16 protein-coding genes are annotated in these 17141 nt (G+C 65.7%); 9 read left to right on the top strand and 7 right to left on the bottom strand.

What is annotated here, in order from left to right:
- Positions 1-107: 107 nt before the first annotated feature.
- Together J2X44_RS15960 and J2X44_RS15955 are read right to left on the bottom strand one after the other, a co-directional pair.
- A complete protein-coding gene (locus tag J2X44_RS15960) occupies positions 108-413 on the bottom strand; it encodes an alkylphosphonate utilization protein (protein ID WP_310086192.1) in 306 nt (101 codons plus the stop codon).
- A 9-nt stretch (positions 414-422) separates the two neighbouring features.
- A complete protein-coding gene (locus J2X44_RS15955; protein WP_310086189.1) occupies positions 423-1172 on the bottom strand; it encodes a methyltransferase in 750 nt (249 codons plus the stop codon).
- A gap of 125 nt (positions 1173-1297) precedes the next feature.
- Here J2X44_RS15955 and J2X44_RS15950 point away from each other — a divergent pair, with 125 nt between their 5' ends.
- The 3 genes from J2X44_RS15950 (at position 1298) to J2X44_RS15940 (ending at position 4851) form a co-directional block, all read left to right on the top strand.
- On the top strand, positions 1298-3037 hold the full coding sequence (locus J2X44_RS15950; protein ID WP_310086185.1) for a D-aminoacylase: 1740 nt from the start codon (positions 1298-1300) through the stop codon (positions 3035-3037).
- Positions 3037-4044: an NAD(P)-dependent alcohol dehydrogenase gene (locus J2X44_RS15945; protein WP_310087093.1), complete on the top strand. Its 1008-nt coding sequence runs from the start codon at positions 3037-3039 to the stop codon at positions 4042-4044. The genes J2X44_RS15950 and J2X44_RS15945 overlap by 1 nt, the downstream gene beginning before the upstream one ends.
- Positions 4045-4137: 93 nt before the next feature.
- Positions 4138-4851, top strand: coding sequence for a type II CAAX prenyl endopeptidase Rce1 family protein (locus J2X44_RS15940; protein ID WP_310086181.1), 714 nt, complete (start codon positions 4138-4140; stop codon positions 4849-4851).
- Positions 4852-4874: 23 nt separating this feature from the next.
- Here J2X44_RS15940 and J2X44_RS15935 read toward each other — a convergent pair whose 3' ends face one another.
- From J2X44_RS15935 to nhaA, 3 genes are all read right to left on the bottom strand, one after another.
- On the bottom strand, positions 4875-5654 hold the full coding sequence (locus J2X44_RS15935) for a tryptophan 2,3-dioxygenase family protein (protein WP_310086179.1): 780 nt from the start codon (positions 5652-5654) through the stop codon (positions 4875-4877).
- A 245-nt stretch (positions 5655-5899) separates the two neighbouring features.
- The gene (locus J2X44_RS15930) at positions 5900-7255 is read right to left on the bottom strand and encodes a hypothetical protein (protein WP_310086176.1); all 1356 of its coding nucleotides are present in this window, start codon (positions 7253-7255) and stop codon (positions 5900-5902) included.
- Positions 7252-8532 carry a Na+/H+ antiporter NhaA gene (gene nhaA, locus J2X44_RS15925; protein ID WP_310087091.1) on the bottom strand — a complete coding sequence of 427 codons (1281 nt, stop codon included), beginning with the start codon at positions 8530-8532 and terminating at the stop codon, positions 7252-7254. The genes J2X44_RS15930 and nhaA overlap by 4 nt, the downstream gene beginning before the upstream one ends.
- 140 nt (positions 8533-8672) lie before the next feature.
- On the opposite strand from nhaA, the gene J2X44_RS15920 reads away from it, so the two are divergent.
- The 5 genes from J2X44_RS15920 (at position 8673) to J2X44_RS15900 (ending at position 14823) form a co-directional block, all read left to right on the top strand.
- Positions 8673-10109 carry a glycosyl transferase family protein gene (locus J2X44_RS15920; RefSeq protein ID WP_310086173.1) on the top strand — a complete coding sequence of 479 codons (1437 nt, stop codon included), beginning with the start codon at positions 8673-8675 and terminating at the stop codon, positions 10107-10109.
- Entirely contained in the window at positions 10109-11257 is a 1149-nt protein-coding gene (locus tag J2X44_RS15915; RefSeq protein ID WP_310086171.1) for a hypothetical protein, read from the top strand. The genes J2X44_RS15920 and J2X44_RS15915 overlap by 1 nt, the downstream gene beginning before the upstream one ends.
- A gap of 104 nt (positions 11258-11361) precedes the next feature.
- Complete coding sequence (locus tag J2X44_RS15910) at positions 11362-12270, top strand: sulfite exporter TauE/SafE family protein (RefSeq protein ID WP_310086168.1); 909 nt, start codon at positions 11362-11364, stop codon at positions 12268-12270.
- Positions 12267-13040, top strand: coding sequence for a TIGR02186 family protein (locus J2X44_RS15905; RefSeq protein WP_310086165.1), 774 nt, complete (start codon positions 12267-12269; stop codon positions 13038-13040). Before J2X44_RS15910 ends, J2X44_RS15905 begins: the two co-directional genes overlap by 4 nt.
- 70 nt (positions 13041-13110) lie before the next feature.
- Positions 13111-14823: an ATP-binding protein gene (locus J2X44_RS15900; RefSeq protein WP_405053378.1), complete on the top strand. Its 1713-nt coding sequence runs from the start codon at positions 13111-13113 to the stop codon at positions 14821-14823.
- An 87-nt stretch (positions 14824-14910) separates the two neighbouring features.
- On the opposite strand, the gene J2X44_RS15895 is transcribed toward J2X44_RS15900, so the two are convergent.
- Both J2X44_RS15895 and J2X44_RS15890 read right to left on the bottom strand, forming a co-directional pair.
- Complete coding sequence (locus J2X44_RS15895) at positions 14911-15297, bottom strand: VOC family protein (RefSeq protein WP_310086163.1); 387 nt, start codon at positions 15295-15297, stop codon at positions 14911-14913.
- A gap of 43 nt (positions 15298-15340) precedes the next feature.
- Positions 15341-16492: a cell wall hydrolase gene (locus tag J2X44_RS15890; RefSeq protein WP_310249341.1), complete on the bottom strand. Its 1152-nt coding sequence runs from the start codon at positions 16490-16492 to the stop codon at positions 15341-15343.
- Between the two features lie 142 nt (positions 16493-16634).
- Here J2X44_RS15890 and J2X44_RS15885 point away from each other — a divergent pair, with 142 nt between their 5' ends.
- Complete coding sequence (locus tag J2X44_RS15885; RefSeq protein WP_310086156.1) at positions 16635-17141, top strand: hypothetical protein; 507 nt, start codon at positions 16635-16637, stop codon at positions 17139-17141.

Here is a 17141-nt window from a genome sequence, read left to right as displayed (position 1 = left end):
GGCGTTCGGTGACAGCAGCGCAACCGCAACAAGGCTCATTCCAAATATCTTCGATGGCATTGATGTCTTCCCCCTGTCGTTGATCGCTCGTCGGCCAGCTTGCCGCCCTACCGCTTCCGCACAAATTCCGCCCGCAGCACCAGCCCCTTGATCCCGTCGTGACGGCAGTCGATTTCCTGTGCGTCGCCGGTCAGGCGGATCGATTTGATCACGGTGCCGACCTTCAACGTCTGCCCCGCGCCCTTGACGGTCAGATCCTTGACCAGCACAACCGAATCCCCATCGCTCAGCAGGTTGCCGACCGCATCGCGCACCTCCGGTCCCGCGGCATCGGCGGCGGCGCGTGCGGCGAGGTCGGCGGCGGACAACCATTCGCCGCTCACCTCGTCATAGACATAATCGTCGTCGGCCATGGGTTTCTTTCAGGCGGGTTTGCGGAAGCGCAGCGCAAACTGGTCGGTCTTGCCGCGGATCGCGGGATCGAACACGTTCGTCGTGCGCGGGTCGTCGGCGCGGCGGTAGATGTCGCTCTCGGCTTCGAGCTTGAACCCGGCCTTGGTCAGCGCCGCGACAACCGCCGCCTTGTCGATCCGGTGCAGACTATCGGCCAGCGATGTCCCCGTTCCGTCCGCGGCGCTGTGGTCGACGATCACCAGCGTTCCGCCGGGCTTGAGCGCGGCGAACAGCGCCGCGCTTGCCTTGTCGCCAGTGCCTTCGGGAAAGGGTTTCAGATACAGATCGTGAAAATTCTGCACCGTGATGATCGTGTCGAGCGGTACGGCAAAGGCGGGCGCCGCGAACGGACCCGCGACGGCGTCGACATTGGCATAGGCGGAATCGACCGCGGCCTGATCGGTGCCATATTGCGCCTTGAACGCGATGAACTCGGCGGGCTGGAAGGCGTGGACCTTGCCCGCCGGGCCGACCGCGGCGGCGAGCAGGCGGGTGACATAGCCGCCGCCCATGACAAAATCGCCGACCTGTTCGTCCGGTGCGATCTGCGCGAATGCGAGCAGTTCGGCGGGCTTGCGCGCGGCATCGCGTTCGCGGTCGGCGGCGGGGCGCGCCGGATCGGCTAGCGCGGCGGCGTAGTCGGTCGCCGCGACCTCTTTGGCGGCAAGTGGGGTCGCCGACAGGGCGAGCAGCAGGGCGAGGGTAAGCGGACGGATCATGGCATCGACTCCCGTGGTGTGTCGCATCAGTATAACAGCATCGCGGCCCATTCATCCGTTTATTTGCATCGCGCGATTTTGATGATAGGTTTCTTCGTGAAACTAAAAAGTTCGGGAGAGTCGGAATGTTTGATCTGGTGATACGCGGCGGCACCGTCGTCGATGGGACGGGCGGTGCGCCCTTCGCCGCCGATGTCGCGGTCGATGGCGACCGCATCGTCGCGGTCGGCGAAAATCTGGGCGTGGGGCGCGAAGAAATCGACGCCAGCGGCAAGATCGTCACCCCCGGCTTTGTCGACGTCCACACCCATTATGACGGGCAGGCGACGTGGGATGCCGAAATGGCGCCGTCGAGCTGGCACGGCGTCACCACCGTCGTCATGGGCAATTGCGGCGTCGGCTTCGCCCCCGCCAAACCCGACCGCCACGACTGGCTGATCTCGCTGATGGAAGGCGTCGAGGATATCCCCGGCACTGCGCTGGCCGAGGGTGTGTCGTGGGACTGGGAAACCTTCCCCGAATATATGGACGCGCTCGAAAAACTGCCGCGCACCGTCGATGTGGCGTGCCACGTTCCGCACGGCGCAGTGCGTGCCTATGTGCTTGGCGACCGCGAAAAACCCGGCGCGATCCCCACCGAGGCGGACATCGCGGAGATGTCGCGGATCGTAGAGGAAGGCGTGCGCGCGGGTGCGCTTGGTTTCTCGACCAGCCGCACCGTGCTGCACAAATCGATCGACGGTGAACTCGTCCCCGGCACCACCGCGACCGCCGAGGAGCTGATCGCGATCGGCCGCGCGATGGGGCGGGTCGGTTACGGCGTGTTCGAAATGGCGAGCGATCTGAAGCGCGAGTGGAACGAGTTTCAGTGGATGGGCGACCTGTCGCGAGAAACCGGCCTGCCGGTGACCTTCGCGGCGCTGCAATCGATCGCCAAGGAACTGCCGCTCGAGGAACAGATCGACGAAATGCGGCGCCAGAATGCGACCGGTGCGAACATCGTCGCGCAGATCGCGCTGCGCGGCAACGGCATCATCATGGCGTGGCAGGGGACGGTGCATCCGTTCCGCTTCAAACCCGCATGGAACGAGATCATCGACCTGCCGTGGGAGGCGCAGCTCGCGAAGCTGAAAGACCCCGCGTTCAAGGCGCGGATGATCGGAGAGGACAATGTCTGGCCCGACAGCGACATCATCGATTTCCTGAAAATCGTCGCCGAGGGCTGGCCGGTCCATTTCGAAATGGACCCCGACTTCAACTACGAACCAAAGATGGACGAAAGCATCGCCGGGCGCGCCGCGGCGGCGGGCGTGTCGCCAGCCGAATATGCCTATGACCTGTTGATGAAGGACGATGGCAAGGGCTTCATCTATTTCCCGATCCTCAACTACCGCGACGGGAACCTGAATTTCCTGGAGGATTTGCAGGCGTCGGACGACACGGTGAACAGCCTGTCCGACGGCGGCGCGCATTGCGGGACGATCTGCGACGCGGCGTCGCCGACCTTCATGCTCCAGCATTGGGTCCGCGACCGCGCAGGCAAGCGCATCGCGCTCGAACATGCAGTCAAGCGCCAGTGCCGCGATACCGCTTTGCTCTATGGGCTCGAGGATCGCGGCGTGCTGGCGCCGGGCTATCTCGCCGATTTGAACGTCATCGATATGGATGCGATCAAGCTCGGCAAACCTTGGCTGGCGTTCGATCTGCCCGCGGGCGGCAAGCGCCTGCTGCAAAAAGCCGACGGCTATGTCGCGACGATCAAGTCGGGCGAAGTCACCTTCCGCGAGGGCACAATGCAGGGGCCGACCCCCGGCGGCGTGATCCGCGGTCCGCAGCGCGTCGAAATGGCGATGGCGGCGGAATGATGCGAGCGGTCCAGCTTCGCGCGCCCGCCTCGCTCGATAATCTGACGCTGATCGACCTCGCCGACCCGGGCGATCCGGGGCCGGGCGAGATCCGCGTTCGGCTGGCCGCCTCGTCGCTCAACTTCCACGACTATGCCGTGGTGATGGGGATGATCCCCGCCGCCGAGGGACGCATCCCGATGTCGGACGGCGCCGGGACCGTCGAGACGGTGGGCGAGGGGGTCACGCAGTTCAAAGTCGGCGACACCGTCGTATCGATCTTCTTCCCCGACTGGATCGATGGCGCGCCGCCCGCGACCGCGTTCCGCGGCGTACCGGGCGACGGGATCGACGGCTATGCGCGCGAAGTGGTGGTGACGCCGCAACATTGGTTCACGCGCGTCCCGCAGGGGTATAGCGCCGCCGAGGCCGCGACGCTGACCTGCGCCGGGCTGACCGCGTGGCGCGCCTTGTTCGTCGACGGCGCGACGCAGCCCGGGTCGACGGTGCTGGTGCAGGGCAGCGGCGGGGTGTCGGTGTTCGCGCTGCAATTCGCCAAGGCCGCGGGTGCGCGGGTGATCGCGACCAGCTCGTCCGACGCCAAGCTCGAACGGCTGAAAGCACTCGGCGCCGATGAGCTGATCAATTATAAGGAGGTTCCCGCATGGGGCGCCAAGGCGCTCGAACTGACCGGCGGGCGCGGCGTGGATACGGTGGTCGAAATCGGCGGTGCAGGCACGCTCGACCAGTCGATGATGGCGACGCGCGTCGGCGGCCATGTCGCGCTGATCGGCGTCCTCACAGGCTTCGCCGGACCGGTGCAGACCGGCCTGCTGATGGCAAAAAACCTGCGCGTGCAGGGTCTGACGGTGGGCAGCCGCCGGCAACAGCTCGACATGATCGCCGGGATCGAGACGAACGGAATTCGCCCGATCATCAGCGACCATTTCCCCCTCGACCGCCTCGCCGATGCCTTCCGGCATCAGGCCGCGAATGCCCATTTCGGGAAGATTGTCGTCGATATTTAGGGCGCGTCGCCGACATCGCCACAAGCCGCTGTAACCCATTTGCCCCTGGCTCCGAACATCGGGCGACGAACCGGGGTTCGCGAGGGGGATGCAATGGCCGAATTGGAGATGCGACCGCGCGGTGCCGCGCTTGATCTTGTGCTGATCGTCGGCGTGCTGGTCGCGTCGAAGGAATGGCTGTTGCAAATCGGACCGCTGTGGGCGTTTGCGGGGCCGGTTTCGCTGCTGCTGACGCTGGCAGTCGCGCTGTGGCGGCTGCGCGTACGCGGGATTGCATGGCCCGTTATCGGGCTGTCGCGTCCGAAAAGCTGGTGGCGATTGCTCGGCTTCACGCTCCTGGCGCTGATCGTCACGATCGTGGCCGGCGAGTTTGCACGCGTGGCCGCAGAGGCATGGATCGGGGTCCCCGACGCGGTCACCCGTGACCTTGATGCGCGCCATCAGAACCGGTTCAGTGGCGTTCCCGGAAATCCGCTGCAATTTGCGCTCTGGTTGGCGCTCGCGTGGATCATCGGTGGTTTCACCGAAGAAATCCTATTTCGCGGGGTGCTGTTTTCGCGCCTCGAATCGCTCTTCTTTGGATTGCGGCTGGCCGCCCTGCTCGCCGGAATCGGACAGGCGTTGCTCTTTGGGCAGCAGCATTATTACTACCAGGGTTTCGCCGGTTGGGTCGCGACGGGGATCATCGCCTTGGTGTCGAGCCTGCTGTTTCTGCTCTTCCGCCGGAACCTGTGGCCGCTGATCATCTCGCACGGGATCAGCAATTCGATCGGGCTGACGATCCTGTTTTTCCGCCCGGCAGGGTGATGGCGGATGCCGGTCATCACGCCCTAAACCCCGCTACCATGCCCCGCGTCACCATGCCGGATGCTGTCGCGTTTGACGCCATATTCGGCGCCCCAGCGATCGGTCATCTGGGCGCGGATGGCCCAGAGTTCGGGGAAGAAGCGGTGGCGGGCGCCGGCGTCGAGCAGATCGACGGCGCGGCCGCTGATCGCTTTCGATCCCATGCCGATCGAGCGGTGGACGAGGTAGATGTGGTGGGCGCGGAATTTCTGGAATAGCTCGTCGAATTCGATCAGCGCCTCGGCCACCATATAGGCTTCGTCATGGGCATAGCCGGTGTCGTAGATGTCGGTGAGCGTGCGGACGCCTGACGCATTTTGGGCAGGCTCAAGATAGAGCGAGCGATAGGTGTCCCATAGACCGGCGGGCAGGGTGAGGAGCATCTGGAACCCGGGGCTTTCCTGCCCCGACCCGTTGCCGAGCTGGAGCCGGATCGCCTGATAGTCATAGGGGCTCATCGTTTCGATCAGCGCCAGCTGGTCGGTCATCATCCGCAGCAGCATATGGACGCGGCCGAACAGGGTGATCGCGCGCATGATCCGGCCATCGCGCAGGTGACCGTCGATTTCGGCCAGCGTGAACGCGGCGAGCTTCATCCACAATTCCTCGACCTGATGGACGATCTGGAATTGCAGTTCGTCGGGGGTGACCAGGTTGGCGAGCGGTTTCTGGCAGGCGAGCAGGCGGTCGACGGCGAGATAAACGCCATAGTCCTTGAGGACCGGGGCTTCGAGGCGGGCGTGGATGTCGGTTTTGTCGAGCATGGGGGTGTCCCTTGAGCATTGCTTAGCCCCTCCCCTTCAGGAGAGGGTTGGGGTGGGGGCCATCGACCTTACGCGAGGCCGATGGACCCACCCCGCTGCGACTAGGCAGCAAGCTGCCAAGTCTCGCTGCCCCTCCCCTGAAGGGGAGGGGCTTGAGTGCGTTCCTCAACCCCGCGGATACACCCCCGCCGGAGGGCGGCGCGGCGATCCCGACTGGCCGAGCCATAACAGGGGCGCGGTGCGCGTCATCGGGCGAGCAGGTCCGATGGTAGTGTCGGTTCGCTGATCAGCTTTGCCATGCGGCGCCACATTTCGTCGCGGCTGGGCTTGCCGCGCTCGACATGCGCGCGGACCATGGCTTCGCCGAGGCCGTAGTTGATCACATAGCTGCGATACTGGTCGGTGAAGCTGACCGATTGTTCGGCGCGCTTTTCCGACACGAGCAGATATTTCTGGGTCAGCGCGACCGCGGCCGGGCGGTCGATGATGCCGTCGAGATATTGCTGCGCGATCGTCAACCGTGCGCCGGACAGCGCGTTGGTCGCTTTCAGAAGCTGCCAGTAGCGATCGTCCGTCGGCACGGCGATTTCGGCGAGCGGCATCAGGATGTCGCGCTCGGTTTCGGCCTTGCTGGCTTCGGGGAACGCCAGATCGATGCCGTAATTCGCCGTCCCCTCGGCGATCAGGCTTTGCGGGCTGTAGAGCGGATAGACGCTGAATTCACTCCAGCCGCGTTCCTTCACCAGCTTTTCCTCGAGCTTCATATTGAGCAGATGGTGCCCCGGATAACCCTCGTGACAGCCCAGATCGAGCGCGCGCGACAGGCGGATCGGCAGGTCGGTGTTGACCTGGATCAGGCTGTGATAGGCGCCTTGGTAATAATTATAGCCGCTCCAGCTTTTGCCGGTGACGAACTCCAGCCGGAAGCTCTCGCCGCCCGGCATTGGAATATGCGCCAGGCTGCGGCCGCGGCAGCGCGCGATGGCGACGTCGAAAACCTTTTGCAGCCGGTCCTTTGGGATGGTGAAGCCATCGAGATAGGCCTCGACCCGCGCCGCAAGCTGGCCGTCGCCGGGGACGAGCGCCTCGACCGCGGCCAGATACTGGTCGTAGCTGGCGAGCGGCTTTAATTGCGGGCGGACCCCGAACAGCCGCTCGGCTTCGTCGGCAAAGGCAAAGCGGGTGCCCTGCATCATCAGCAGCCGCGTTTCGGCGGCGCGCAATTGGGCGCGCAGAAAGGCGGCGCGGCGGCGGTCGAGCGGGTCGGACAGGCGGCGGGCGACGGCGGTCAGCGTGGCGGTCAGGTCGCGGGTCGCGGCGAGCAATGTCGGCTTGTCGCGCGGCGCCGCCTCGGCCGCCGTTTTCAGCTCGGGCGGGCCATAATAGGCATCGATATAGCCGTCCTCGTGGGTGCCGATCTCGAGCGTCAGCCGCAAATAGGTCGCGGCAATATCGTTTAGCGCCTGCGCCGCGGCCGGGGTGCGGCGCACGTCGATTGCCGCGACATCGGCTTCGCCCGGAGCGCGGGCGGCTTGGCGCGCCGCGCAACCCGACAGGATGACGGTGGTGGCCAGTGCCACCAGGATCGATTTGGACATCATGCGGTTGCCGGTTCCTGATCTTCGGACGTGTCGTCGACATCGCCGTCAGCGGCGATCTCGGCGTCGGTTTCGCGCTCAACCGCATTATGTTCAGGATGGAGCGGCGCGAAGCGCAGAACCGCAAACCCGACCAGCGCCGCGGCAAGCGACCCCATCAGGATGCCGATCTTGGCTTCTTCGATCAACAGGGGCTCGCCGGGAAAAGCCAGGCCCCCGATGAACAGGCTCATCGTGAAGCCGATGCCGCACAGCATCGCGACGCCATAGATTTGCAGCCAGGTCGCGCCGCGCAGCTTACCCGCGATGCCCAGCTTGACCGCCAGCCAGACGCTGCCGAAAATACCCAGCTGCTTGCCCAGGAACAGTCCCGCCGCGATACCGAGCGGTAACGGCGCGAACAGCTGTTCGGCGGTCAAGCCGCTCATATCGACCCCGGCGTTGGCAAAGCCGAACAGCGGCACGATCGCAAAGGCGACCCAGGGATGGAGGCCATGTTCGAGCCGGTGGAGCGGCGAGGTCTGGCTGTCGGGTGCGCCCGGGGTGCGCTCGAACGGGATTGCCATCGCCGCCAGAACCCCGGCGATCGTGGCGTGAACGCCAGAGAGCAGCATGGCATACCAGAGAAAGACAAAGGCAAGCAGGTAGAGCGGCAGGCTTTTGATGCCGAACCGGCCCATCGCAAACATTGCGCCAAGGATCGCCGCCGCCGCGGCGAGCGCGAGCAAGTTGATCTTGGCGGTGTAGAACAGCGCGATGATCGCGACCGCGCCCATGTCGTCGACGATCGCAACGGTGACGAGAAACAGCTTGAGCGACGTCGGCGCGCGGCGGCCGAGCAAGGCCAGCACGCCCATCGCAAAGGCGATGTCGGTGGCGGCCGGAATCGCCCAGCCTTGGGCCAGGCCCGGTGTCGACCCCGCAAACAGCAAATAGAGCGCCGCGGGCACGGCCATCCCCGCCGCCGCCGCAATGAACGGCAACCGTCGCCGGTCCCAGCTCGCGAGCCGTCCGTCGACGAACTCGCGCTTGATTTCGAGCCCGACGAGCAGAAAAAAGACCGCCATCAGTCCGTCATTGATCCACAGATGAACCGTCATCGGGCCGAGCTTGTCGGTCAGCACCGGACCCGTCACCGCGTGGACAGCATCATGATAGACGGTGCCGAGCGACGAATTGGCGACAATCATTGCCAAAATGGCGGCGAAAATGAGCAGCATCCCGCCCGCGCTCTCGCTCGCGAGAAAGTCCCGCAAAACCGAACGAGGCGGATTACCCATGCTCATGCGCTGATTGTCTCCATGGTCTGGCGGGGCGTCGCGGCTTCCCTAACCGCATGAGCGCGGCTTTACAAATCCCTGCCGCGCGATAGCAATGGCGACGTGGGTGGCGCGCTGCCACGGTGGTACAGGGCTGGTGGGTGGAGCTGTCGACCGCATGGCTGGAATGGCTGGTGCTTGGGGCTGGCCACGAACTGATGCTGTTTGCATCGGTGGGTATTCTGCTGATCGGACTCGACGATCTGTTTTTCGATGCATTTTGGCTGGGGACGCGTCCCGAAAAACCCCGCGAACACTGCCTTGATCCCGGCGATCTGCCGCCGCTGGCCGGAACGCTGGCGATCTTCGTTCCGGCGTGGGACGAGGCGCGGGTGCTGCCCGCGATGATCGAGCGGACCCTCGCCGCCTGGGAGGATGAGGATTTCCGGCTGTATGTCGGCTGCTATCCCAACGACGCCGCGACGCTGTTTGCCATATCGCCGCTGATCGTGCGCGACCGGCGACTGAGGCTGGTTATCAGCGCTGCCGCCGGACCGACGACCAAGGGCGACAATCTCAATCGGCTCTGGGCGGCGCTGGGCGAGGATGAGCGGGCGGAGGGTGTGCGCTTTGCCGCGGTCGTCCTCCACGATGCCGAAGATCATGTGCATCCCGGCGAACTTGCCCTCTATCGCCGGTATCTGTGCGATCACGCAATGGTGCAGATTCCGGTCGCGCCGGTGGTCCGGAGCGGGTCGCGCTGGATCGGCGGTCATTATGGCGACGAGTTTGCCGAGGCGCATGGCAAGGAACTGGTGGTGCGTTCGCGCCTCGGCTTGCCCATGCCGTCGGCGGGGGTCGGCTGCGCCTTGACGCGCAGCGTGTTGGCGCTGCTGGCGATCGACCGCGGCGGCAATCCGTTTCGCTGTGACAGCCTGACCGAAGATTACGAGGTCGGCATGGTAATCGGCGCCTATGGCCTGGGCGCCCGCTTTGTCGAGACCGCGTCGCGGAGTGGCGACTCGATCGTGTCGCGCGGCGTATTTCCCGGCGCGGTCGATGCCGCGGTGAAACAGAAAGCACGGTGGATCGCCGGGATTGCACTGGCCGGTTGGGACCATCTTGGGTGGCCCGGGTCACGGCGCGAGATGGTCGGCGTTCCGGCGGGTCAGCTTTGGCTGGCGCGGTGGATGTTGTGGCGCGATCGCCGCGCCCCGCTGGCAGCGATCATCCTGCTCGCAGCTTATGCCGGGCTGCTTGTCACGGCGATCGGTTGGGCCGGGCAGGCGTTGCTGGGATGGCATCCGGCCACGCTTGGGGATGGGATGCGCTGGCTGCTTGCGATGAACGCGGTACTGTTGCTCTGGCGGCTGGGGATGCGCATCTATTTCACCACATGCTGGTACGGCTGGCGCGAGGGTGCGCGCGCCGTGCCGCGGGCGTTTGTGGCGAACATCATCGCCATGCTCGCGGCGCGGCGAGCGATCATTCTCTATTGGCGGATGCTGCGGTCGGGGCAGGTAATCTGGGACAAGACCGAGCATTGGGCGTCCGATATGGCCGGCGATCCGGCCATGATCGCGGCGGCGCGGCGATGATGGCGCGGCGGTTGGACGCGCGCCGCGATGCGCCGGCGCTGCGGTTCCTGCTGCTGTGTGTTGGCGGCTGGACCGTGGTGCGGGTGCTGGCCCATTGGAGCCCGGCGGGGTCCGCGTCGGCAGATGCCGTTCGGACGCCTTGGTCGGCGCCGTCTCCCTTCGCCGCAACCGGGGCAATCGCCGATCACGACGATCGCATCGCGGCGGCCCCAGACACCCGATCGCTGCCCGCGATGCAGGCGCCGGGCGCCGGTTTTGCGGCGGTGCCGGTGGCAAGCGGTTCGATACCGATGACGGGCGCTAGCGGGCAGCCTCTGGTTTCGGGCGTCGGCGGCGACCGCCACAGCTTGCGCCTCGCACTGATGGCCCGGCTGTTGCCGCCATCACCGGGCGGCGCGGCGCGATCGGCGATGGCATCGGGCGGGCCGGCATGGTTTCCGCTTCCGGTCGCCGCCCGCTCTGATCCGGGGCAGGGCAAGCCGTTCTGGATGCGGCGGCAATTGTCGGGCTGGTCGCTTGCCGGCTGGCTCTACCTGCGCGATGGCGCGCCGGACGCGCCCGATGGCATTGCCGCAGCGAGCCAGCTGGGCGGCAGCCAGGCCGGGCTGCGGCTCAGCCACGGGTTCGGCAGCACTGGCCGCATGCGCGCCTATGGCCGGGCGACGATCGCGGTGCGGCGCCCAGACCAGCGCGAGTTGGCGTTCGGCCTCGCCTTTGCGCCGCTGGAGCATTGGCCGATCGATGTTGCGGTCGAACAGCGGGTCGCGATCGGGAAAGCGGGGCGCACTGCGCTCACCGCGATGGTCAGTGGCGGCGTATCGGACGTCGCCCTCGCGCATGGTTTCCGGCTGGAGGCTTATGGTCAGGCGGGCGTCGTTGGGGCGCGGCGGCGCGATGGCTTTGCCGACGGCGCGATCGTGATCGACCGCCGGATTGGGCCCGATGCGACGTCGCCATTGCGGCTCGGCGCGCTGGCGGCGGGGGCGGTGCAGCCTGGGGCGGCGCGCGTCGATGTTGGCCCTCGGCTCACCCTGCGGCTGCCCGACATCGGCGCGGGCAGCCGGATCGCGCTCGACTGGCGCCAGCGGGTTGCGGGCGATGCACAACCCGAAAGTGGCGTCGCGCTGACCCTGGCCACCGACTTTTAAGCGGCCGCAAAAATAGCGGCCCACCCGATTCCCCGCTCCGAAAAAATCGTCTAGGGTCTATGGAATCGGCGCTGTTCTGGTGCCGCTGAAGCATATTCGGGGCCATGGACCTTTATCTTCCCGTTGCCAATTTGTCGGTCAATGCGTTGGTCATCGTGCTGCTCGGCGGCGGGGTGGGCTTTCTGTCGGGCATGTTCGGGGTTGGCGGCGGGTTTCTGACCACGCCCTTGCTGATCTTTTACGGCATTCCGCCGACCGTGGCGGCGGCGTCGGCGGCGACGCAGGTCACTGGGGCGAGCGTATCGGGGGTAATGGCGCATCTCGAACGCGACGGGGTCGACCTGCGAATGGGGGCGGTGCTGGTCGCCGGCGGTCTGCTCGGGTCGCTGATCGGCGCCGGATTGTTCGAACTGCTCACCGCCTGGGGGCAAATCGATACGGTGATTTCGGTCCTGTATGTCGCGCTGCTCGGCACCGTCGGGACGTTCATGGGGCGCGAGGCGTGGGGTAGCTTTCGCGCTGCACAAGCCGGGCTGCCCGCCCCGGCGCGCAAGCGGCGTCACCATCCGATGGTGGCCAACCTGCCGCTGCGCTGGCGCTTCTATCGTTCGGGGCTCTACATCTCCCCGCTCGCGCCGCTGTTGCTCGGGATGGTCGGCGGGGTGCTGACGATGCTGCTCGGGGTTGGCGGCGGGTTCATCATGGTGCCCGCGATGCTGTATCTGCTCGGCATGGGGACGCAGGTCGTCGTCGGCACCTCACTGTTCCAGATCCTGTTCGTGACGATCGCGACGACGATGGTTCATGCGCTGACGACGGGCGCGGTCGACATCGTGCTCGCCGGGCTGCTGCTGCTCGGCAGCGTGGTCGGGGCGCAGTTCGGGGCACGCTTCGCCCAAAAGGCGCGGCCCGAATATCTGCGGTTGGCGCTCGCGGCGATCGTCCTGCTGGTGGCGTTGCAGATGGCGGTCGGGCTGTTCATCCGACCCGACGAAATTTATTCGGTGCAATGAGCCGACTGCGCGCCTTGCCATTGATGATCGCCGCGCTGCTGTTCGCGCCGGTGGCGACGCAGGCCGCCGATCCGCGGCTGGTTCCCGATGTGTCGAGCCGGGCGATCGACATCCAGTATAGCTTTACCGGCGAGGAATTGCTGCTGTTCGGCGCGATCCTCTATCCCGGCCAGCGCCTGCCCGACGACCGCGCCGACATCGTCGTCGTGTTGAAGGGGCCGATGCGGCCGATCGTGCTGCGCGAAAAGCGGCGCGTCGCCGGCATCTGGGTCAACGCCAGCAGCATCCGGCTGCGAACCTCGCCCGGTTTCTATGCGATCGGATCGTCGCGCCCGATCGACAAGCTGGTCGACGAACGCACCGCAGCGATCTTTGAACTGGGGCTCGCTAACCTGTCGATGTCGCCGTCGAGCTTTTCGGAGGCGAGCAAGCTCGAACGCTTCGAAGCCGGGCTGACCGACCTCTATCGCCGTCTCGGGCTGTTCTATGAAAATCCGGCGGCGGTCGAGATCACCGAGGGGGTGCTCTATCGGGCGCGCATTCCGGTGCCGGCGCGGGTGCCGGTCGGCACCTATCGCGCCGAAACCTTTCTGATCAGCCGCGGCCGCGTGATCGCGGTCGCCTCGCGCGACGTCCAGATCCGCAAGGCTGGATTCGAACGCTTCGTCGCGCTGGCGGCAGAGCGTCACGGCTTTCTTTATGGTCTTACCGCGGTGGTCCTGTCGCTGCTGCTCGGCTATGCCGCGTCGGCGATATTCCGCCGCCGGTGAACTGCCTTTAGCCAATATTTACCCTGACCTGCGATACCGCCATCGGGACCAATGAAGGCGGGGCGTTTTGATGGACATGCAGGGTGGCGGATTTCCCGCTGGAGACTCGACCGCGGCACAGCATGTGCGGCTCGCCGGTGGCGGCGCGGCTGCGGCGGTGGCGCCGGTGATCAATCATCATCGCGACGATCTGATGATCGGCGAAGTGATCGATATTTCGGGCTCGGCCTCACGCATCCTGCTCGACGCCGTAACGATCGGGAAATTGTCGGCGTCCAGCGATGCCGCGGTGGCGATGGCGGGCCAGGTCGGCGCGCAGGTCAAGGTTCGCGTCGGCAATATCTGGCTGATCGCCAGCATCCGCGATCAGCAATTGCACGAACGCGGCGAGGGGCTGATCGTCGCGACCATCGACTTCCTGGGCGAAGGCGAAGAGGAAAAGATCACCGGCCGCATTTCGAATTTCCGCCGCGGCGTCACCCGCTATCCGATCCCGGGCAGCCAGGTGTTCGCAGCGACCAGCGCCGACCTCAAACAGATTTACGCCGCCGACGAACGCGCGCATGTCGAAATCGGCACCGTCTATCCGACCAAGGATATTCGCGGCTCGCTGTATGTCGACGCGATGTTGGGCAAGCATTTTGCGCTGCTGGGATCGACGGGTACGGGCAAGTCGACCAGCGCGGCGCTGATCCTGCACAAGATCTGCGAACTCGCGCCACAGGGTCATATCGTGATGATCGACCCGCACGGCGAATATTCGGCGGCGTTCAAGGGCATCGGGGCGCTGTTCGACGTCGATAACCTTGCCATGCCCTATTGGCTGATGAACTTCGAAGAACATTGCGAAGTGTTCGTCACCGCGCAAGGCCGCGACCGCCAGGCCGACTGCGACGTGTTGTCGCGCTGCCTGCTTCAGGCGCGGACCAAGAACCGGCTGGCCGAGGGGATGACCAAGATTACGGTCGATTCGCCGATTCCCTATCTGCTGTCCGACCTGCTGAGCATCCTGACCAACGAGATGGGCAAGCTCGACAAGGCGACCTCGTCGGCGCCGTTCATGCGGATCAAGGGCAAGATCGAGGAAATGCGCGCCGATCCGCGCTATAATTTCATGTTCTCGGGCATGTTGGTCGCCGACACGATGGCGGGTTTCCTCGGCAAGATTTTCCGCCTGCCGTCCGACGGCCGTCCGATCTCGATCATCGACGTGTCGGGGGTGCCGTCGGACATTACCGGGGTCGTCGTCGCGGTGCTGTCGCGCCTGACCTTCGACTATGCGATCTGGTCGCGCGGCGAACCGCAACGTCCGATCCTGCTCGTCTGCGAAGAGGCCCATCGTTACATCCCGTCAAAGGACGTCGGCAGCGGGCAAGCGGTCCGCAAGATCCTGGAGCGGATCGCCAAAGAAGGCCGCAAATATGGCGTGTCGCTGGGCCTGATCACCCAGCGTCCGTCCGATCTGGCCGAAGGCGTGCTGTCGCAGTGCGGCACGATCATTTCGATGCGCCTCAACAACGAGCGCGACCAGCATTTCGTTAAAGCCGCCATGCCCGAAGGCGCGCGCGGGTTCATCGATTCGATCCCGGCGCTGCGCAACCGCGAATGCATCGTCTGCGGCGAAGGCGTGTCGATCCCGATCCGCGTCTATCTCGACACGCTGGAGGAAGACAAGCGGCCGGCATCGAGCGATCCGCTGTTCTCGAAACTGTGGCGCGAGACCGGCGGCGAGGCGGAGATTCTGGAGCGCGTGGTCAAGCGCTGGCGCAGCCAGGGGCGGTAACAACACGCATCATTGCGAGCGCAGCGAAGCAATCCAGGGCGGTTTACGCCACTCTGGATTGCTTCGCTGCGCTCGCAATGATGGCCATTATGGTTGGGGCGGTTCCCACAGTTCGATCGGATTGCCCTCCGGGTCATGGACGCGGGCAAAGCGGCCGATCGCCGGATCGTTCCATTCGTCCTTGGTGATGACGTCGTCACCCGCGGCGTGAAACGGGGCCAACACCGCGTCGAGGTCATCGACGCGCAGGTTGATCATATATTGGCGGTCGGCGGGGAAATAATCGGTGTCCGCCTTGAACGGCGCGAACACCAGCGGCCCGGCGGCGACAGCCCATGTCCATTCGTCGATCGGGCCGCTCTCGTCGGCGTTGCATCCGGCGCCGATGCCCAGCCGGTCCTTGTACCAGGCGTTCAGGGCGTCGGGGTCGCGCGCCCGGAAAAACAGTCCGCCGATGCCTTTGACATGCCCCATAGTCGCCTCCTCATCCTGTGGCAGGAAGACTAGGCTGATTGCGTCAACGTTTCCACTCTCCGCTGCCGCGGAATTCTTCGCGGATCTGGCCCGACTGGTTGAGCCGCGGGTCGGTATAGGTCGGGGTGGGGGCCGGCGCGGCGACGGGCGGCGCGATGACCGGCGCAGCGGGCGCCATTGTCCCCGGCAACGGCGCGGCGGCGACATCGGGCAGGGGCACGCCCGGACCCGCAAGCAGCGGTGCGGGGCCGGCGCCGGGGGCGATGCCCTGACCCTTCAGGATCGCGAGTTGTTGGGCTAGCGGCAGATAGGGGCCGGGCACCGGTTCGCGGCCGAGGTACGGAGCGCGGAAGGCATCGGGCATTCCCCAGCGGCCGCGCCAGCGGTGGAAGATATGCGCGCCGACGATGTTGGTCATTACCAGGCTCTTGCCCCAGCGCGGCCAGATCGCCTGGGTGTGATAATGGGTCGCAAGCCCGACCCTAGGGAATACATAGCCGCCCAGCGCCGCCGACGCGACGCGGCTGGCGCGCAGCCAGTTGGGCTTGCTGGGGCTGCGCGCCATTGCGCCGTCGCAGCTGAAGGTGAACTGGCAAACCCCGGCGCGCTGCGACCCCTGGAACACGACGCCGCACACGGTGTTGGGAAAGCTGGGGTGGCGGACGCGGTTGATCACCGTCTGCGCGACGCCGCGCATCCCGTCGTCGGTTTCCGACGCCGCTTCGTAATAGATCGCCGAGGTCAGGCAATAATGCGCGCGTTCGCGGTCGAGCGCGGTGACCCCGCGAAAAACATAGGGCTTGGCGGGCGGACCGACAAAGGCTTCGTCGCGCAGCAGCGCCGGGTCGGTCGGGGGCAGTGCCGCGGCATCGCCATAACCGACGCTCGCCGGATCGGGCAGCGTGGGGTCGATCTTCAGCGCGTCTTCATAATCCCCGGCGTTCATGATCGCCCAGCGCGCCGGGTCGTAGGCGCGAAAATCGAGCGGCACCGAAACGCTGTACGGGCCGAACACCGCGGGCGCGCGCAGCTGTCCGCTCGATAGCAAGAAGGCAAGGCAGGCCACCACCATGACCGCAATGATTGCCGCCCAAAACGCGCGGCCCGGCCCCGCCGGTTTCTCCGGCGCCGGGTCGCGCCACGTCGAACGGGCGGTCAGGTTCAGTTCGGGCTTCATGCGTCCATCAAATTCCATCGCCGCGCCCGCGCCGATTCGCGCAAACGGGGTGTCCGTCCCCCTTATACGCGCAAACGCCAATAAAATGTTGCAGTGCGTGCGCGATGGGCCGCGGCGGGGCGTTAGCGACCTGTTGACGTCGTTCGCATACAATCGCGCGATGACCGGCGCAGACATCCCATCCTATCGGCGCAGTGCGCGGACCGATGTGCGGATGTGGTTGCTGCTGGCGACAGGGCTGGTGTTTCTGTGGGCGGGATCGGTGATCGACCCGGCCGACAATTGCAGCGCCGATGGCCGCGAATGTGCGCCGTGGCTGGTACCGCTGGCGCAGGGGTTCGGGGCGCTGATCGCGTTCGGCGCCGGGCTCAACATGCTGGCCAATCCGAACCGCGGCAGTTTGATCGATCCGGTGACGGGCGACCTGGTATGGTGGCAGGGGCGGATCGGCAGCAGCGGCGGTGACGAAGGGCGCATTCATCCTTCGCAGATCGGCAAATTGCGGATCGTCCGGCAGGATGACAGCGATGACGCGGTGCATCTCTACGACCGCGCCGGGGACCGGCTGTTCTGGTTTGATGCGGAAGTGATTCCGTGGCCGTATGAGCGCTGGGCCGATCGGCTGGCGGCGCAGTGGCCGCATATCGTCGTCGAAAAGAGCGACTGA

Source organism: Sphingopyxis sp. BE259, from assembly GCF_031457495.1.
Classification (GTDB): Bacteria; Pseudomonadota; Alphaproteobacteria; order Sphingomonadales; family Sphingomonadaceae; genus Sphingopyxis.
The sequence above is the reverse complement of the archived record's forward strand: the minus strand, read 5'-3'. Positions and strand labels throughout refer to the sequence as shown.